General features: G+C 43.6%; 16 protein-coding genes. 7 read left to right on the plus strand and 9 right to left on the minus strand.

Features of this window, described 5'->3' with window-relative positions; all coding sequences use genetic code 11:
- Positions 1–269 precede the first annotated feature (269 nt).
- Complete coding sequence (locus tag FEM33_RS22055) at positions 270–1460, plus strand: phosphoglycerate kinase (RefSeq protein WP_139014148.1); 1191 nt, start codon at positions 270–272, stop codon at positions 1458–1460.
- Positions 1461–1581: 121 nt separating this feature from the next.
- On the opposite strand, the gene FEM33_RS22060 is transcribed toward FEM33_RS22055, so the two are convergent.
- On the minus strand, positions 1582–4026 hold the full coding sequence (locus tag FEM33_RS22060) for a TonB-dependent receptor (protein WP_139014149.1): 2445 nt from the start codon (positions 4024–4026) through the stop codon (positions 1582–1584).
- A 355-nt stretch (positions 4027–4381) separates the two neighbouring features.
- The gene (locus FEM33_RS22065; RefSeq protein WP_026628253.1) at positions 4382–4573 is read right to left on the minus strand and encodes a cold-shock protein; all 192 of its coding nucleotides are present in this window, start codon (positions 4571–4573) and stop codon (positions 4382–4384) included.
- A 179-nt stretch (positions 4574–4752) separates the two neighbouring features.
- On the opposite strand from FEM33_RS22065, the gene guaA reads away from it, so the two are divergent.
- Positions 4753–6282 (plus strand): glutamine-hydrolyzing GMP synthase, encoded by a 1530-nt coding sequence (guaA, locus tag FEM33_RS22070; protein WP_139014150.1) that lies wholly within the window; start codon positions 4753–4755, stop codon positions 6280–6282.
- 77 nt (positions 6283–6359) lie between these two features.
- On the opposite strand, the gene FEM33_RS22075 is transcribed toward guaA, so the two are convergent.
- Positions 6360–6524 carry a DUF1328 family protein gene (locus tag FEM33_RS22075; protein WP_138281181.1) on the minus strand — a complete coding sequence of 55 codons (165 nt, stop codon included), beginning with the start codon at positions 6522–6524 and terminating at the stop codon, positions 6360–6362.
- Positions 6525–6805: 281 nt separating this feature from the next.
- Between FEM33_RS22075 and FEM33_RS22080 the strand changes: the two genes are divergently transcribed.
- The gene (locus FEM33_RS22080) at positions 6806–8662 is read left to right on the plus strand and encodes a M1 family metallopeptidase (RefSeq protein ID WP_139014151.1); all 1857 of its coding nucleotides are present in this window, start codon (positions 6806–6808) and stop codon (positions 8660–8662) included.
- A gap of 12 nt (positions 8663–8674) precedes the next feature.
- On the opposite strand, the gene FEM33_RS22085 is transcribed toward FEM33_RS22080, so the two are convergent.
- The 3 genes from FEM33_RS22085 to FEM33_RS22095 form a co-directional block, all read right to left on the minus strand.
- The gene (locus tag FEM33_RS22085; RefSeq protein WP_139014152.1) at positions 8675–11239 is read right to left on the minus strand and encodes a DUF5686 and carboxypeptidase regulatory-like domain-containing protein; all 2565 of its coding nucleotides are present in this window, start codon (positions 11237–11239) and stop codon (positions 8675–8677) included.
- A 185-nt stretch (positions 11240–11424) separates the two neighbouring features.
- Entirely contained in the window at positions 11425–12132 is a 708-nt protein-coding gene (locus tag FEM33_RS22090) for a DsbA family oxidoreductase (RefSeq protein ID WP_139014153.1), read from the minus strand.
- 36 nt (positions 12133–12168) lie between these two features.
- Positions 12169–12801, minus strand: a complete 633-nt coding sequence (locus tag FEM33_RS22095; RefSeq protein WP_139014154.1) for an NAD(P)H-dependent oxidoreductase — start codon at positions 12799–12801, stop codon at positions 12169–12171.
- 95 nt (positions 12802–12896) lie between these two features.
- On the opposite strand from FEM33_RS22095, the gene FEM33_RS22100 reads away from it, so the two are divergent.
- Positions 12897–13304 (plus strand): winged helix-turn-helix transcriptional regulator, encoded by a 408-nt coding sequence (locus FEM33_RS22100; RefSeq protein ID WP_229214363.1) that lies wholly within the window; start codon positions 12897–12899, stop codon positions 13302–13304.
- 74 nt (positions 13305–13378) lie between these two features.
- Here FEM33_RS22100 and FEM33_RS22105 read toward each other — a convergent pair whose 3' ends face one another.
- The 3 genes from FEM33_RS22105 to fbaA all read right to left on the minus strand — a co-directional run bounded on the left by FEM33_RS22105 (position 13379) and on the right by fbaA (position 15500).
- Entirely contained in the window at positions 13379–13603 is a 225-nt protein-coding gene (locus FEM33_RS22105) for a carbohydrate binding domain-containing protein (RefSeq protein WP_139014155.1), read from the minus strand.
- Between the two features lie 186 nt (positions 13604–13789).
- Positions 13790–14134, minus strand: a complete 345-nt coding sequence (locus tag FEM33_RS22110; protein WP_139014156.1) for a hypothetical protein — start codon at positions 14132–14134, stop codon at positions 13790–13792.
- Between the two features lie 286 nt (positions 14135–14420).
- On the minus strand, positions 14421–15500 hold the full coding sequence (gene fbaA, locus FEM33_RS22115) for a class II fructose-bisphosphate aldolase (protein ID WP_139014157.1): 1080 nt from the start codon (positions 15498–15500) through the stop codon (positions 14421–14423).
- A 468-nt stretch (positions 15501–15968) separates the two neighbouring features.
- On the opposite strand from fbaA, the gene FEM33_RS22120 reads away from it, so the two are divergent.
- The 3 genes from FEM33_RS22120 to FEM33_RS22130 all read left to right on the plus strand — a co-directional run bounded on the left by FEM33_RS22120 (position 15969) and on the right by FEM33_RS22130 (position 18949).
- Positions 15969–17174 carry a hemolysin family protein gene (locus FEM33_RS22120; protein ID WP_139014158.1) on the plus strand — a complete coding sequence of 402 codons (1206 nt, stop codon included), beginning with the start codon at positions 15969–15971 and terminating at the stop codon, positions 17172–17174.
- A 206-nt stretch (positions 17175–17380) separates the two neighbouring features.
- Positions 17381–18286 (plus strand): class A beta-lactamase, subclass A2, encoded by a 906-nt coding sequence (gene bla, locus FEM33_RS22125; protein ID WP_139014159.1) that lies wholly within the window; start codon positions 17381–17383, stop codon positions 18284–18286.
- 42 nt (positions 18287–18328) lie between these two features.
- The gene (locus tag FEM33_RS22130; RefSeq protein ID WP_139014160.1) at positions 18329–18949 is read left to right on the plus strand and encodes an ABC transporter ATP-binding protein; all 621 of its coding nucleotides are present in this window, start codon (positions 18329–18331) and stop codon (positions 18947–18949) included.
- Positions 18950–18958: the final 9 nt, after the last annotated feature.

Consider the following 18958-nt stretch of genomic DNA (forward strand, 5'->3'; position numbering starts at 1 on the left):
TAAAGTTAAAATTAACAAAATAAGTTCTTTGAACAGAAACAGCCTGTGACTTTTTACAGGAATATTTCCATATAATTGGAATAAATGCAACGGGAAAACGGAGCCAAATGAAGCTTGATGAAAATTTCGCAAATTTATCAAATAATAGAAAAATTAGAATCAATAATTGGATTATACTTATTATAAATGCTTGCTTTTCTGATTTATATAGTATATAATAAAGAATTTAAATTACATTTGTTACCTATGGAAAACAATTTTACCTGCCCATGACAACATTAGATTCCTATGATTTCTCAGGCAAAAAAGCCTTGGTCCGCGTTGACTTCAATGTTCCGCTAAATGAAAAATTCGAGATTACGGACGATACACGTATCCGTGCCACGATTCCAACGATTACTAAAATCCTTAATGACGGAGGCGCTGTTATTCTGATGTCTCACCTTGGACGCCCGAAAGATGGCCCGACCGAAAAATACTCTTTGAAGCACCTTGTAAATCCTCTGTCGCTGATACTTGGAAAAACGATCAAGTTCGCCGACGACTGCATCGGGGAAAATGCAAAGGAAATGGCTGACGCGTTGCAGCCGGGAGAAGTATTGCTGCTGGAAAACCTGCGCTTTTACAAGGAAGAGGAAAAAGGAAATGAGGAATTTGCGGAGAAGTTATCCAAATTAGGTGATGTGTGGGTAATGGATGCATTTGGAACCGCGCACCGTGCACATGCGTCTACGGCGGTTATCGGCAAATTCTTTACCGACAAGGTTTGCGGGTACGTTATGCAGGCGGAGCTGGACAATGCAGAAAGATTGCTTGAACATTCCGAAAGGCCGTTTACGGCCATTATGGGCGGCGCCAAAATCTCTGATAAAATCCTGATCATCGAGCGTCTGATCGACAAAGTGGACAACCTGATCATCGGCGGCGGCATGTCCTATACATTTGCCAAAGCAAACGGCGGAAATATCGGTCAATCTCTTTTGGAGGCAGACAAGCAGGAACTTACGCTTGAACTGGTGAAAAAAGCAAAAGACAAAGGTGTAAACCTGATTTTGCCCGTTGATACTGTGATTGCGGATAAGTTCAGCAACGATGCAGAGCGCAAAGTAGTGAAAGCAGGTGAAATTCCGGATGACTGGCAAGGTCTGGACATTGGTCCGGAAACGATCAAGGTTTTCTCCGAAATCGTGAAAAATTCCAAAACCGTACTCTGGAACGGACCGATGGGTGTGTTTGAATTCCCGAACTTTGCACAAGGCACCAATGCCATTGCTGAATCCGTTGTGGCTGTAACCGAAGATAACGACGCATTTTCGCTGATCGGCGGTGGTGACTCGGCTTCTGCGATCAACAATGCAGGATACGGCGACCGTGTAAGTTATGTTTCCACCGGCGGCGGCGCTCTGCTCGAATACATGGAAGGAAAAGTACTTCCCGGCGTTGCGGCACTGGAAAATTAAAAGCTGAAATTTTATATAATACTGATAATAAGAAATCCATCCCTCACAGCGGGGGATGGATTTTCTGCATAACAAACCTAACTAATTATGAAAAAGACTTTTTCAAGCCTATATTCCTGATTTAACCGCCGCTGTTGGCACGTTTCTGCAGATCGTCTGAGCCGGTATTGCGCTCGCGTGCACCTTTTACGTTCTGATTTCCGAAATTGTAAGTAAAAGTAAGCCTGAACTGGCGGCTTGGCCATTCTGAACGGACTGAAAAGTCGATGTCCTTGTAAACCGCTTTTCCGCGGAAACGGTTGGTCCAGAAAATGTCGTTCACATTCAGCCGGATTGTTCCTTTTTTGTTCAGGATATTTTTCTGCAAACCCGCATTGAGCATACCCATTGGTTTTGCAGCATACAATCCGTAAAAAGCTCTGCTGTTATACCAGCCGGAAAGCTCTGCAGACCAGCCTTTCGGCATTGTAAACTGGCTGCTTGCGTACATATTCCATGACGTTTGCTTGATTTCCAGTTTTTCAGCCAGATAAATAGAATTATAATGATTGTAAACTCCCGTAAAGTTGGTCTGCAGCTTCCACCATTTTGTGATCGGAACAGGAAATGAAATGGTAAGACTTACATTATCCTGATTGTCAAGATTATCCGAGGTAACAAAAGTCTTGTTTTCAGAAGCAATCTGTTGCGGAAGCTCATCTGCGATCATATCCTTAATCCGGCTGTAAGCCAGTGTCGTGTTCAGGAAACTTTTGTAAACGTGCACAAGCTGGAATGAATTCGTGTACTGCGGTTTCAGATTCGGATTTCCGCGCTGGAAAGTATAAGGGTCCAGATAAAATTCAAACGGATTAAGCGACTGGTAATTCGGGCGGTCAATGCGGCGGCTGTAAGAAATATTGATTACGTTATTGGTATCCAGCTGATTGGAAAGAAATATGCTTGGGAAAAGGTTGATATAATTGCGGTCGCGCTTCTGATTCAGTGTTACCGAATTGCCGATGGAATGCGTATGTTCCCCGCGAAGCCCAAGCTGATATTTGATTTTTTTGCTAATGCTTCCGCCATAATTAATGTATGCGGCATTTACATTCTCGGAGTATTTGAACTGGTTGGAACGCTTCGGATCCAGGTTCCAGTCATCCGTTTTTATTTCAAAAATCATATTGTTGTCCGAAGCCACAAGGCTGGATTTTAATCCGGTTTCCAGTTTTCCTTTGCCCAATGGCTGTGCATAATCCAGTTTGGCCACGCCGATATTGATGTTCGATGGCATGTTGTTCCTTACAATTTCAGGATTTCCGTCCGGCTGTCCGTCCGGTTTGGCATAACGCGTATCCAGCGTGCTTTTCTGCTTGCCGTCGTAATTAACGTAGTCCAGATCAAATGTCAGCTCTTTTCCTTTGTCATTAAACTGATGCTTGAAATTGATGTTGGAGCTTATGTTGTTCATTTTGCTGCCGTTATAAACATTCGTCCTGAAAGTCCGCTGAAGAACAAGGTCTTCATTCAGGATCCGCGTGTTGGTTACGCCGTACGGATTGCTCCAGTCGTTGTGAAAACCCGAAACCAGTATGCCGATTGTGGTTTTGTCCGTTGCAAAATAATCGACGCCGGCTCTTACATTGTAATACTGTGATTTGTTCACACGATCCGTTCTCTGGTCGAAAATGGTCACTTTGTTTTCATACGGAATCTTGCGGTAAATGTCGTTGTTGTTAAAACCTTTGTTGAAAAAAGCGCCGCCGCTGATAAAAGTGCTGATTTTGCCGGCCCTGTGATTAATCGTAGCCGTTGCGCTCGACCTTCCGTAACGGGCGTATGCAGCGCCAAGATTCACGTTTCCGTTGGTTCCGTAGTTTTTGTTGCGTTTCATTTTGATATTGATGATCCCGGAATTTCCCGCCGCATCATATTTTGCCGAAGGATTTGTGATCAGTTCAATTTTTTCAATATTGTCGCTTGGCGTGTTCCGGAGCAGCGTAATGAGTTCCTGCTGCGATAAAAAAGTCTGTTTTCCATCAATCTGAACAATGACGCCTTCTTTTCCGCGCAGCTTCAGTTGCTCGTTCTGCTGGTCAACGGTAACGCCGGGCGCACGTTCAAGCACTTCCAGCGCCGTAGCGCCTGCCGAAACAATGCTGTTTTCCACATTTACGACGGTGCGGTCAATTTCCTGTTCTATAAATGGTTTTTTAGAAACAACCGTTACTTCATTCAGTGACTGCGTGTCTGTTTTTAATGTAAAGGCCGGAAGATTTACAGAATTGGATGCAACTGAAAATACATCGCTGTATTTTTTCTGGTAACCGACCATGGAAACCAGCGTCAGGTATTTTCCCTCTGCAACCTGATCAAACAAAAACTTGCCGTTTTCATCTGCTGCAAGTCCTTTTACAAGCACAGAATCTTTTGCATGAAGCAGCAGAATGTTGACAAACGGGAAAGGCTGGGATTTTTCATCAAGCACTGAGCCGGAGACTTTTCCATTGCCGGAAGATGTTTGGGCGGATGCAAAAATCCCTGTCAGCAGCAATGCTGCAGTTAGGTTAATAAAGAATTTCATGGCTAACAGATTAAATGTTTATCGTTAATAACTGTCAGGAAGAGGAGATGAGAAGAACGAAATCCTGTAACCCGGCCGTTAGTACAATGTAAAAGTAAGTACTTTGTATAACATAGAACCTTAGATTACATAAAAGGTTTTTAATTTATATAAACGGCGGGTGTGTACCGGTGTTCGTTTTATAGATACAAAGAGAATAAACAAAGTTGCTCAAGTGCAGAAAAAAAGTTTCAGCGGTTGCTTTGCCGTATGAATGAGCAGCGGAGGAAGGAAAGAGGGGCGAAGAGGCAGGGCATAAAAAAACCGTTTCGCAGCTTATGCCTTGAAACGGTTTGGAATTTTATATTAAGGGCCCTCAGGCAAGCTTAACATTAATCGCGTTAAGTCCCTTACGTCCTTCCTGAAGGTCAAAAGTTACGTCGTCATTTTCGCGAACTTCGTCAACAAGACCGGAGATGTGTACGAAATAATCCTGTCCTGTTTCTGTGTCTTTAATAAACCCGTAACCTTTTGAGTCATTAAAGAATTTTACTGTTCCTTGATTCATATTGATATTATATTGAAAATTTTGGTAAATATACACATAAGCAGTCGTCTGAACAAGGCCGCCTTAAAAAATTAAATTTTAGCACCGAAAAGTACTGTTGAACTGGTTTATAGTACTTGAACATATTTTTTTCATTTCGGGCAATCTGGCTACCTTTGCGTTTTAGATAGCATATATATATGACTGAACAAATTCTGATTTTAGATTTTGGTTCACAGTACACTCAGTTGATTGCACGCCGCGTCCGTGAACTTAATGTTTATTGTGAAATCCATCCTTATAACAATTTCCCTGAACTCACTCCCAATATAAAAGGTGTCATTCTCTCCGGAAGCCCTTGTTCCGTGCGGGATGAAAATTCTCCCAGTGTTGATTTAGGCAAGTTTCGCGGCATCGTGCCTGTTCTCGGGGTCTGCTACGGAGCGCAGCTGATGGCCAGTGTACTGGGCGGCGACGTAAAGCCTTCGCAGTTCCGCGAATACGGACGTGCACGCCTGGAAATCAATGATGCTGATTCTTCCTTGCTGACGGGAATTTCCGATTCTTCGCAGGTCTGGATGTCGCATGGGGATACCATTGTGCGCGAGCCCGAAAACTTCCGCATCATTGCTTCCACCGAGTCGGTAAGGGTTGCGGCGTTCAAGATTGAAGATGAGCTGACGTACGGAATCCAGTTCCATCCGGAAGTAACCCATACGACGGAGGGCAAAACGCTGATGCAGAATTTTGTCGTCAACATTTGCGGATGCAGCCAAGACTGGACGGCAGAATCATTTGTGGAACAGACTGTACAGCATCTTCGGCAAAGGCTGGGAAACGACCGCGTTGTAATGGCACTTTCAGGCGGCGTCGATTCCACGGTTGCAGCTACGCTTGTGCATCAGGCGATCGGGCCGAACCTGTTCTGTATTTTTGTGGATAACGGACTTTTGCGCAAAGACGAATTTGAGGAAGTGCTGCATTCTTATCAGGATATGGGGCTCAATATCAAAGGCGTTGATGCAAAAGAACATTTTTATAAAGCACTCGCAGGATTAACCGATCCGGAAGCAAAAAGAAAGGCAATCGGAAAATCCTTTATCGATATTTTTGATCAGGAAGCACACTTGATCGAAGAAGTCAAATGGCTCGGACAAGGAACCATTTATCCGGATGTAATCGAATCCGTTTCGATAAACGGCCCTTCTGCTACGATCAAATCGCATCATAACGTAGGCGGTCTGCCGGATTTCATGAAACTGAAAATTGTGGAACCGCTGAATACCTTGTTCAAGGACGAAGTAAGGGCTGTTGGGAAAACGCTGGGGATTGATCCTAAAATTCTGGGACGTCATCCGTTTCCCGGACCCGGACTTGCCATTCGTATTTTAGGAGAAATCACACCGGAAAAAGTAGCCATTCTTCAGCAGGTCGATGCCATTTTTATCGGCGGTTTAAGGAAATGGAATCTGTATGAGGATGTGTGGCAAGCTGGCGTTATGCTGCTGCCTGTTCAGAGTGTGGGTGTTATGGGCGACGAAAGAACGTATGAAAGCGTTGTGGCCCTGCGTGCCGTAACTTCCATTGACGGAATGACAGCCGACTGGGCGCATTTGCCTTATGTGTTCCTGGCAGAAGTTTCCAATGAAATCATTAATCGCGTCAAAGGTGTGAACCGGGTTGTATATGATATTTCATCCAAGCCGCCTGCAACGATCGAATGGGAATAAAAACAGAACCGGAATGAACGTATAGCAAAAAAGCGGATGAAAATCCGCTTTTTATATTTGTGGTGTTTTTCAATATCTCAGGATCGGCCAACTCCGCGGCTGATCAGGCTCAATACAAATAATACCAGAAAAACAAAGAATAGAACCTTAGCAATTCCTGCCGCTCCCGCAGCGATACCGCCGAATCCAAGTACTCCGGCTATGATTGCAACTATCAGAAAAATTACAGTCCATTTAAGCATGATTGACAAATAGTTTAAGTTTCAGATGAATTGTTATGCTTAGGTATTTACCAATAATATGCCAAAAGCCTGTTGTTTATGTATTTCCGTTTAAAATGCCTTAAATCAGATATGAATGCGGTTTTTGCACAAATCCGGTGTAGAGAATGATGCCCAGATCGGCAAATTCCCGTATTCTTTTTGTCAACAAAGGATAAAACCTGTGTCCAGTAATTATTTTTTACCGCAAAACCGAGCAAATCTGCTATTTTGCATGACTATCTATTATATTAATGTTAAGAATGAAAGTTAAATTAGTAGTACTGTTTCTTGCTTCTGTTACAATATCCGTTTCCGCACAAAGTAATCGCTGGCAGCAAAGGGTTAAGTATCAAATGAATGTGGATTTTGATGCTGTAAAGCATCAGTATAAGGGAACGCAAAAGCTGACTTATACCAATAATTCTCCGGACACGCTGACGAAGGTATTCTATCATTTGTACCTGAATGCATTTCAGCCGGGAAGCCAGATGGATGTCCGTTCCAGAACAATCAGCGATCCGGATTCTCGGGTTAAAGACCGTATTTCAAAGCTGTCGCCTTCCGAAATCGGATATGAACGTATTACTTCTCTCAAACATAACGGCAAGGCGGTAACGTACAAGGAAGTCGGGACGATTCTGGAAGTGACGCTCAATGAAAAAATCCTTCCCGGAACGCAGCATACTTTTGACCTGGAATTCGATGCGCAGGTTCCGGTTCAGATCCGCCGCACAGGACGCGACAACAGCGAAGGCATTGACTATTCCATGGCACAATGGTATCCTAAGATGTGTGAATACGATTATGAAGGCTGGCATGCAAACCCGTACATCGCAAGGGAATTCTATGGCGTCTGGGGCGATTTTGATGTAAAACTGACTTTGGACGCGGCCTATGTCGTTGCTGCGACGGGCTATCTTCAGAATCCGGACAAAATCGGGCACGGCTATTCCAAAAAAGAAGTAAAGCATAAAGCCGGCGATAAACTGACGTGGCATTTCATTGCTCCTGAAGTCCATGATTTCATGTGGGCGGCCGACCGTGGTTATCAGCATGACGTTATGAAAGTGGACGATAATCTGGACATGCACTTTTTTTACCAGACGGATACGCTTGCCAGCGTCTGGAAAGAAATGGAACCGCTTGCCGTGCGCTGTTTTAAAATCATGAACGAAAAATTCGGACGTTATCCTTACAAGCAGTATTCTGTGGTTCAGGGCGGAGACGGCGGTATGGAATATCCGATGGCTACGTTGATAACCGGTCGTCTGAACCTTCCGGCATTGATCAGCGTAACGGTTCACGAATCTATTCACAGCTGGTTTCAGGGCCTTCTGGGAACGAACGAATCCAAATATTCCTGGATGGACGAAGGTTTCACTACCTATGCGCAGAATCTCGTGATGGCCGAGCTGTTTCCTTCCAAGTCCGATCCGCAGCGGAGCACGACGCAGAGTTACATCAATCTTGTTAAATCCGGCCTTGAAGAACCTTTGACAACGCATGCCGATCATTACAATACCAATCGCGCTTACAGTGTTGCGAGTTACTCCAAAGGAGCTGTTTTTCTGAACCAGCTTGGTTATATCATCGGAAAAGGCAAACTGGAAAGCGGAATGAAGCGGTATTTCAACGAATGGAAATTTAAACATCCTAACCCGACCGACCTGAAACGCATCATGGAAAAGGAATCCGGCCTGGAACTGGATTGGTACTGGGAAGATTTTGTGGGAACAACCAAAACCATTGATTACGGTATTAAAGAAGCTGTTGCAAACGGAAGCAATACGGACATTGTGCTGGAAAGAAAAGGACAGATGCCGATGCCGCTGGATGTTGTAGTAAGTTATAAGGACGGAACGCAGGAAAACTTTTACATTCCGCTGGAAATGATGCGTTGTGAAAAAAGTGAAAACCTGTATACAAAAACAACGCTTTTATCGGACTGGGGCTGGACTTATCCGGAATATTCCTTTTCGATTGAACGAAATCTGGCCGATATTCAGCGCATTGTGATTGACCCGAGCCAGAGAATGGCGGACGTGAATGCAGAAAACAATTCCTATCCGTCCATGACCAAAGGATCGCCGAGGTTAAAAGCGGAAAAAGTAAGGTAAATTATTCAGGGATTATCTTCCGAATTTGAGCGACGTTCCGATTCGGAAGCCAATCCCTTTATAATGACTTCCATGAAACTGAACAACGCCTTCCAGACGGATAACGCGCAGAATATCATCAATTCCGTAAACAAGTTCTTCATAATTGTTCATCGTCGGAACACTCAGATAATGAAACTGCAAGGTTTCTGAAATACCCGTAACGCGCAAGGCCTGAATCCTCGTCAGTGCAAAACGCTGTAAAGTCCAGACGGCATGAACCTGAAAAAAGCGTTTGGATGTGCTGTACAGATAATAAGGCAGCATCCTGAACTGATCCGGCGGATAAGCGTACTGAAAGAAGAATTCATTGCCCATAAAATGCCGGTAATCCGGAAAGTAAATCTGGTTTTTGCTCAGAAATGCGCCTGCGTTCACAAAATATTCGAGATTGCTGCGCGGGCCGAGGTTCAGGTTCTGACGGATATTTGCCTGTAACATGGAATAATCCACATCTCCGACGACCGGCAGCCCGGATTTGTAACTGATCCCGAAAGAAGGGCCTTTGCTCCGTAAATATCTTTTTTCACCGTTTCGGATGAGGTATCTGCGCCACGGACGGATATTAACCGTTAAATCAAGCAGCAAGGCATTATGTTCGTTGAATCCGGTATTTGCAAGTTCGCGGTTAACCGGCCGGTTTGGCGTGTAACTGAATTTGTCCCAGAAGAAAATAGGCCGGGCCGTTTCCTGATTGAAAAGTTCCTTTCGGTGCTCGTACTGCAGATTGCCCGTCAAACTGAAAATATCGCCTATATTATAAAGTGAAAATTCGGCCATTGCATATTGCTTCTGATAAAGTTTCATAAAACTGCGGTCGAAGAAACGCGCTGCAATGCTGTTTGGAAGCGGCGGAATCGGATTGTTCGGATTGATCTGGCTGGCCATTTCACCGCCGGAAAGCATGAAGCTCCATTTGTCGTTGCCAATGCTTGTCTCCAGATTGCCATAAACGCGTTTTCTGCCGAACGAGTAACGAACAAGCGGACGTACACTCCAGAAATAACCTTTGTTCCATTTTCGCTGCCATTCGGTAAGCAGGTTTATGGCATTTCCCTCAACGGTATTGTAAGTAATGGAAAGCAAAGGGCTTTTGAAATAAAAAGTTTTGCCGGAACCCAGCGAGTATGTGTTGCCGGTTACAATATGAAAAGGTTTGAAATACAATGAATCCGGCTTTGATTTTACCTTTTTTGCTTCTTTTATTTCCTGAATGCTGTCCTGCAAAACATAGCTTGAAACCTCGGATTTTGTGAGCGGAATCGGGCGTAGCGCTTGCCAGTAAGTCGTATCCCTTTTATTCGCCATGGAATCAATTGTAATGGAATCCTGGCGCACGAGGCGGTTGCTTGCTGCATTTTTGTTCTCCTTCTTCTGTTCCTTTTCAAACTGCTTGGTCAGCTTTCTGAAATTCTTTGTGGAAAACTCCTTTTGGTCTTTAATGAGTTCTTCAAGATCTTTTTTGCGCTGGCCGTTTGTTGCAACCTTTTCTTTTTTGTGATCTGCAATGACGATGTCTTCACGCAAATTGGGATCAACATCCAGATCATTGTATTTGATCGAAACCAGATACCTGAATTCACCCGCAAAGCCAAGATAACTGCCATCGATACGAAATTGCTGATTGACAGGAATCCACACATTCTGGACAGGGCTGAAAATCTGTTTGGCCGAAATGTTCAATCCGCTTGTTGTCGTCTGCAGGTCATAGCTGTGAATCGACCAGCGATTTTCCAGAATGAATAAACTTCCTTTGAAAACGCCTTCGCCGTAAGCCTTCGGAATGACCTTGATTTTGTTTACAATCTGGCCCTGATCTTCAAAGAAACCTTCATACTCAAACCGGTAATAACTGAATGCCTTCGGCGAAAGCGGCGTAATGGTATTGGCGATTTCCGGACTGTACAAACTGGCCAGAATGTATTCATTCGGAGAAGGAATGCTATTATCGAGACTGTTGCGCGTTGATATTACCCTTTGATGATAAGTATTTGGCCTGCGGTATTTTATTTCGGCCACACTTTCATTCAGAATTGCCTTTCCTTCCTGAATTCCTTCCTTTTTCAGTCTGCTTTCCACAAGGTAAGGAATTTTTGTAGGCAGTGCCGTACTCCTTGAATAAACTTTGGCCGTGTACCCGCGCAATTGCAGCTGGTGAAAACGCGCTTTGGCAATGGCACGGCGCATAATGGAATAAGCCGGATCTTCCTTGCCGTTTCCTACAGTCGCTTCCTGCAGATTAAGCGCCTGTTCTTCCAGTTGTATGTTAATTTCTGAAAAATCATTGCCGACCGTTACAGTTCTGTTAACACTTTTAAATCCAAGATATTGAAATATAATTTCGTAAGTGCCTGGCGATAAGGTAAATTCATAAGCGCCTTCTTCATTGGCCATGGTTCCGTTGCTCGTGCCTTTTACCGCAATGCCTGCATAGGGAAGCGGTTCTCCGTTTTTTGTTGTGATCCGTCCGCTGATACCTCCGGCATAAGATGTATTGATAATGGCAAAAAAAGCAATCAGGAATAAAGCTGAGCGCATAAAGTCAAGTGTATGGTTCGGACGAAATTTTTTTACTGATGCTAATTATACGTATATAATTGTACCAGATATGGTTCCGTCCGGCATTTTTCACTTGCAGCCGGATTTCTGTGAGATATAAAGTCAATAAAAAAGCAGTGAACCTTCTGCTGCGATCCACTGCTTTTATCAATAATTTTTTGTTTTTACTTACATTCTCCGTCCGGCGTACAGGCGGCGCCTTCGGCAAATGTCAGTAACGGAGCAGGATTTGCTTTCTCCCATTCTTCAAAGGATTGTTCCAGCGCACCGAGGAAAGTTTCGGGCTGCTGAGCGCCGGAAACGGCATATTTACGGTCCAGAACAAAAAACGGAACGCCTCTTGCGCCAACTTGCTGTGCTTCATAAATATCTCTGCGCACTTCATCACTGAAACGCGTTCCTTCCAGTACTTTCCTCAATTCCGATGCATCCAACCCGATTGCTATTCCGAGTTCAATCAATACTTCATGGTCGGCTGTATTTTTGCCATCCGTAAAATAGGCTTTGAACAACTGTTCTTCGGCATCATCGCCTTTTCCTTTTGTTTTTGCAAACTGAACAAACCGGTGCGCATCAAACGAATTGGCAACCACGGATTTTTCCATGTTGTATTCCAGCCCGACTTCCCTTGCAAGGTTCGTAACATGGTCCGTAACCTGTTCGGCATAATCCGGAGTCCAGCCCTTTGTTTCGGCAAGATAATCGTTAATACTCCTGCCCGGCTCGGTTTTCATCTGAGGATTAAGCTGAAAACTTTTCCATTCAATATTTATTTTGTCCTTGTGAGGAAATTGCTCCAGTGCTTTCTCAAACTTGCGTTTTCCGATATAGCAAAAGGGGCACATGACATCACTCCAGATTTCTACTTTCATAACCGAATGTGTTTAAGTCAAAGTCAATAGGGAATTCTAAATCCGGATGAAAAGTTCATCGTGCGGCCTTCTCACTTTTTTGGCGCGCACCAACGGATCTTTTTCCTCGTCGCGGTAACCAAGCGTCACAATGACAACACTGCGCAAACCTTTTTCCTTCAAGCCCAGCAGTTCGTCCAGAAGTTCGGCATTGAATCCTTCCATGGGCGTGGCATCCACATTTTCCGTTGCTGCTGCAACCAGCGCATGTCCGAGCGCAATATAAGCCTGCCTGGCAGCCCATTGGAAATTCACATCTTCCGACCGGCTCAGTATGCCGCCTTCGATGGCGGTCTGGAATCCGGCAAGCGATTCGACGGTGATACCGCGCGTCGCTGCAATCAGATTCATGTATTCCGTAATTTGTTCCGCAGTCACTTTTTCCCATGCCGCAAAAACCAGAATGGCAGAAGATTCAAGGATCTGAGGCTGGTTGTTGGCTATGGTGTGTATTTTTTCTTTTGTTTCCTTATCTTCAATAACGAGAATATTATATGGCTGAAGTCCTACTGAAGAAGGTGCAAGCTTGATCGCTTCGAGGATTGTATCCAGTTTTTCCTTTGGAACAGCTGTTCCGTTCATTCTTTTGACAGCGTACCGCCAGTTTAATTTCTCTATTAGATCACTCATTTTGTTTCTGAATTAATATTTTAGTGCACAAACTTAAATAAATAAACTATATATTTGTTAGTACTATACAAAAGGATAGTGTAAAAAGTTCGGTTATGATGGAAGATAGAGTAATAGCGGAAAATACTGAAGTAAGTAAAAATCATGCGTTGGGCGGATGCAGCAAAACTTTGGGCGAGTGTACCAAAAGCATACTGCCCGTGCGCGATGCATTGGAAGTATTGAGCGGCAAGTGGAAGCTGCCAATTATTATTTCATTAATGTTCGGTAACAAGCGTTTTTCACAAATCGCGAAAGAAGTGCCCGGCATTACGGACAAAATGTTATCCAAAGAGCTGCGGGATCTGGAAGCAAATGAACTCGTCAAAAGAAGTGTTTACAACACCATTCCCGTTGTCGTTGAATATTCACTGACAGAATACGGATTTTCACTTCAGAATGTCATTGCCGTTCTGCGGGATTGGGGCGCTGCGCATCGCAAGCGGATTATGGGGGCGGAATGAGGATATAAAAAGAAAGGTGCCTTTTTGAGGCACCTTCTTGCTGAAGAGTTATTTAATCCAAAACAGTGTTTATTTTAGTTTATCACCTTAATTGCATTCTTACCAACATGAATGTTTGTGTAGTTGGGGTAGCCATTTGAATTATGTTGATCCATACCTTTAAAATTCAAAGAGTAAGTTGTACTTTTTGCTACAAACTCTATGCTTTTGGTTATCCACTGTGCTTTTTTATTCGTTAAATCAGTAACATCTTCTATAATCTCATGTTCCGGTTCATACTCCGAATTACTTAATTTCATAGTAGCTTTTTGAGTATATTCGCTTGATTCATACAAACTGTATGATAAGCTTGTAGTAGATACGCTGTATGTAAATTTGTATTTCTTGCCTATTACCAAATTTTTTATACTTGTTTTAGCTGCATCAAGACTTCCATGATGATTAGTAACAGTAATAATATTTCCAGCACCAGTTGAAGGAATGGGTTATGGTACCCTCCATTTTGTAAGTTGATCCCCAGCAAATGCTGTTAAGTTCGAAGTGGCATTCGGCGATCCAGCTAATGGATCTGAAGCATAACATGGAAAAGTCCATCCATTAGGAGCAATTTTAAGACCAGTAGGTCCATCAGTAGTTGGAATAACAGCAGGTGTAATATTTGTATTAGCAGAAATTCCTCCGGCTAATACCCTTAAATTTGAACTTTGATTGACATCAGACTGCGGCGTTGGTGTTAACGCATCCTCTTTGGAGCAACTGCTCATGAAAAGCATTGTGGAAAAACAGGCTGTTGTCAAACCGACAGAAAGGCTTTTTGTAATTTTCACCATAGTAAAAAAGTGTGTTATGTAAATGACTCATTGAATTCTTGAATTCAAAGGTTATAAAATTACGCTCTACGTAAAATGGGATTATACCAAACGGCTGTATTGGCTTATTTTACGGTATTACACTAATGAAATACGGATTTTCACTTCAGAATGTCATTGCCGTTCTGCGGGATTGGGGCGCTGCGCATAGAAAGCGCATCATGGGGGCGGAATGAGCGCAAAATCAATGGATATAAAAAAAGGCAACCTTTCACAGTTGCCTTTTTTATAAATTCCTGATTGCGGATTATCCAAGCTGGTTAATGCAGTTCAGATCCTCGAATGCATGTTTCAGACGTTTGATCATGCTTTCTTCTCCTTTACGAAGCCATACGCGCGGATCGTAATATTTCTTGTTTGGAGCATCGCTTCCTTCCGGATTGCCCAATTGCGTCTGCAGGTAAGGTTCTTTTTCTTTATAGTATTGCAGAATTCCTTCCCATGTAGACCATTGCATATCGGTATCAATGTTCATTTTGATCGCACCGTATTCAATTGCCTCACGGATTTCTTCGCGTGACGAGCCTGATCCTCCGTGGAATACGAAGTTCACCGGCAAATCGCCCGTTCCGAATTTCTCTTTGATGTAATTCTGTGAATTGTTAAGGATTTTTGGCTGAAGCTTCACATTACCCGGCTTGTAAACACCGTGAACGTTTCCGAAAGCAGCTGCAATGGTGAAGTTCGGAGAAATTTTTGATAGCTCTTCGTAAGCATAAGCTACTTCTTCAGGCTGCGTGTAAAGCTTGGAACTGTCTACATCGCTGTTATCCACGCCGTCTTCTTCTCCGCCTGTAACGCCAAGTTCAATTTCCAGCGTCATGCCAATTTTGGCCATACGCTCGAAATATTTGGAAGAAATCTCGATATTTTCCTCGATGGATTCTTCTGACAGATCCAGCATGTGTGAACTGTATAACGGTTTGCCATACTGGTCAAAATAACGCTCGCCTGCCTCCAGAAGTCCGTCAATCCATGGAAGGAGTTTCTTCGCACAGTGATCGGTATGCAGAATAACCGGAACGCCGTAAAGCTCTGCCATTTGGTGTACGTGCATGGCACCGGAAATACCGCCTGCTATTGCAGCCTGCTGATTGGTATTCGGAACGCTTTTTCCTGCGTAGAATATAGCACCGCCATTGGAAAACTGGATGATAACCGGGCTGTTTACTGCCTTTGCAGTTTCCAGAACTGCATTTACTGAGTTGGTTCCAACCACGTTAACTGCCGGAAGGGCATAATTGTTTTCGTTGGCATGGCGGAAAATTTCGCTAACTCCGTCACCGGTTACGACGCCAGGTGCAAAGCGTTTTGTGGTTTCGCTCATAGTAAAAGGATATTTTTTCAATAAATTATTTTACAATTCATATATAAGCAATGAACTGTCTGTCAATCGATGCAAGTTAGGTATTTTAAAGAAAATGGCGGAAATATGTTCTACATATTATGAACAGGAACGAAGATTTATGCATGTACATCCGTTTTAACAAAACTGTGTATCTTTGAAATTCATAGAAATAACAAATGCAGGTTTCCATTTATATTAAAAATCCCGGTTTATGAATTCCAAACTGACAAGAACAATCTTACTTGCGCTTGCGCTTGGTTTTTTTGCAGTATGGGTTATGGAATTCCGCCGTACCAGCCTTTTTGAGAGTTACTGGCTGCTGCTGTTGAGTATAGTATGCTTGCTTTTCTTTCAGTTCAGCAGGCTAAAAGCTTCTTTAAAGGCGGGGAAATCAGAAAGTTCCGTTTCAAATCCTGTTAAAAGCAAATCCGGTAAAACAGTGAAAAAATGAGCATTGTCTATTTTGGTATAACCGTTTTATTTTTCATCCTGACCGGCTATTACGGAGCGGTACGTTCTGTTTTGCTGGACATCAGCATGGACCGCTATTCGTGGAGACACGAAAAAGCCGAGGAAATTTATCAGACGTTATACTGGCGCCGTATTCTCCGCATGATCCGCCTTGTAACTGTTGCATTCGGCTGCTTTTTTGCAGTGCAGGCGCTCTATCCGGTTCTTTCCATTCATACGACACTTCAGGAAGAACTTATTGTGTTGCTGATGTTTGCAGCGCTGGCCGTTACCTGGATGCTGTCTTACACCAGCTGGATCAAAATAGGCAGGAGTTTTCCGAAAATCCTGGACCTTACGGCTTTTCCTGTCCGGCTGGGCGAATGGTTTATGACGCCGTTATACTGGATCGTGGAGCCTTTTGTTAAAGAAAACATACTTTCCGCTTCGCTTCGCGACGATGCGGCTTCTGCTGACGACCCCGACTTTGATGATCACAGCATTGAAGAACGCATGTTTATCAATGCGCTTGATTTCAAGGATTTGCGGATCAGGGATTGCATGATTCCCAGGACCGAGATTTCTGCAGTGAATGTTAATGCCAGCATTGAAGATTTAAGAACCATCTTTCTGACCAGCGGGCATTCCAAAATCATTGTGCACCGCGAATCAGTTGACGACGTGCTTGGCTACTGCCATGCGCTCTCGCTTTTTAAAAAACCAAAGGAGATAAGCAACATCATTACGCCGATCCTGATCGTGCCGGAAGCCATGCCTGCAAGCGATCTGATGCTGCGGTTTCTGGAAGAAAGAAGAAGTCTGGCGCTGGTTGTGGATGAATTCGGAGGAACTTCGGGGCTTGTCAGTGTGGAAGATGTGGTTGAACAGATTTTCGGGGAAATACAGGATGAATATGACTCCACGGAAGACTGGACGGAGCGCAAGCTGGATGATGAAAGTTATATTTTCAGTGCCCGTCATGAGCTGGATTATCTGAACGAAAAATACGGATGGGAACTGCCGGAAGGCGATTACGATACTTTGGCGGGTATGCTGATCCATTTTTACGGTGATTTGCCGGATGTGAATGATACCGTAAGCATTCCGCCTTACATGTTTCAGGTTGTTTCCATGCAGGATACGCGGATTGAACTTGTCCGCCTGACGATTGAGGAAAAGGACAAGAATGCAGATAAAAGTTGATGGCTGTTGGCTGTCAGCTTTTAGCCGTTAGCTATTAGCGACTAGGTTCAAGTTTTAATAAAGGTTGATATTTATTCAGCAGTCAATTGAAAAACAGAGAATTTTAATAAAACAAAAAGCAATCCATTATATTATTTCATTTTCCTAAAAATATAAAAGCTAACCGCTAAAGGCCAACAGCTAACCGCTAAAAGCCAATCATCCAAATGAAAAAACACGTGTTCCGTATCCTTTTAGCCTCCATATTAACAGGTTTTGTTTTTTTACCAGAAAATTCAGTTGCCCAGAAAGACGAATTGAAAGCGAAAATAGACTCCATTTCAAAACTGGTGCAAGGCACGGTCGGAATCGGGATCATGGATTTGAAAAGCGGCGAAACGCTTTATCTCAACGAAAAGCATCAGTTTCCGATGCAGAGCGTTTTCAAATTCCCTTTGGGAATGGCTGTTTTGGATCAGGTCGATAAAGGCAAACTTTCGCTTGATCAGAAAATTCATGTTAAAAAAGAAGATCTTAATCCGGATACGTGGAGCCCGCTGCAAAAGAAGTTTCCAGAAGGAAATCTGGACCTTTCACTGCGGGAACTGCTGACTTACACTGTTTCCCTGAGTGATAACAATACGTGTGATATTCTTTTCAGGCTTGTCGGCGGACCTCGGAACGTTAACAAGTACATGCAAAGTATTGGCGTAAAAGGTATTAACATTGTGGCTACCGAAGCTGAAATGGCTAAAAACTGGGATGTGCAGTTTACAAACTGGTGCCGGCCTCCTGCCATGATCCAATTGCTGGATGTATTTCACCAGGGAAAAAAACTTTCAAAATCCAGTACGGAATTCCTGATGAAAATCATGACGGAGACACCGACGGGCCTGAACCGTATCAAAGGATTGCTTCCGGAAAATACAAAAGTCGCTCATAAAACAGGTTCTTCCGGCACGAACGACAAAGGCATTAGCGCCGCCTTCAATGATGCGGGAATTGTTACCATGCCAAATGGAAAATCGATTGCCATTGTCGCCTTCGTTTCCAACACGCCTGCGGATGAGAAAACACGTGATATGGTCATTGCGCAGATCAGCCGGGCTGCATGGGATTATTATTCCAGATAACTCAGAAGTAATATATTTAAACGCCAACTTTTCCGAACAGCATTGCAGATCAGGGTTGAAAATATAGGGAAGAAATTTATCAGGGAATGGATTGTCCGCAATGCAAGTTTTGAGCTGGAAGCAGGACAGAAATATACTTTTGTCGGGCCGAATGGCAGCGGAAAATCTACTTTGCTTCAGTTGCTGACGGGCATGGTGCCGGTTACCGAAGGAAAAATACGTTACGTAAATGCGGATGGCAGGGAAATCGAGGAAGACAACTGGTATAAACAGCTGGTTATTGCCGCGCCTTACCTGGAACTGATCGAAGAATTTACGCTTCGTGAACTGCTCGATTTCCACAAAAAGTTCAAACCTTTTAAAAACGGCATTTCATCGGGCGATTTTGAGGATTTTATACAGCTTACACATGCAAGCAATAAAATAATCCGTCATTTTTCATCGGGTATGAAGCAAAGGGTAAAGCTGGGTCTTGCTTTTCTGTCGGATGTTCCGGTGATTTTTCTGGATGAGCCCACGACAAATCTGGACGTTCAGGGAATAAAATGGTATCTGGAACACGTAATAGAGCATACCCGCGATCAATTGGTTTTGCTGGGTTCCAATGTAGAACAGGAATACGAATTCTGTGAAAATATCATTTCAGTTTCTGCGTTCAAATAGAAATTACAA

The organism is Dyadobacter flavalbus (assembly GCF_006149045.1).
Taxonomy (GTDB): domain Bacteria; phylum Bacteroidota; class Bacteroidia; order Cytophagales; family Spirosomataceae; genus Dyadobacter; species Dyadobacter flavalbus.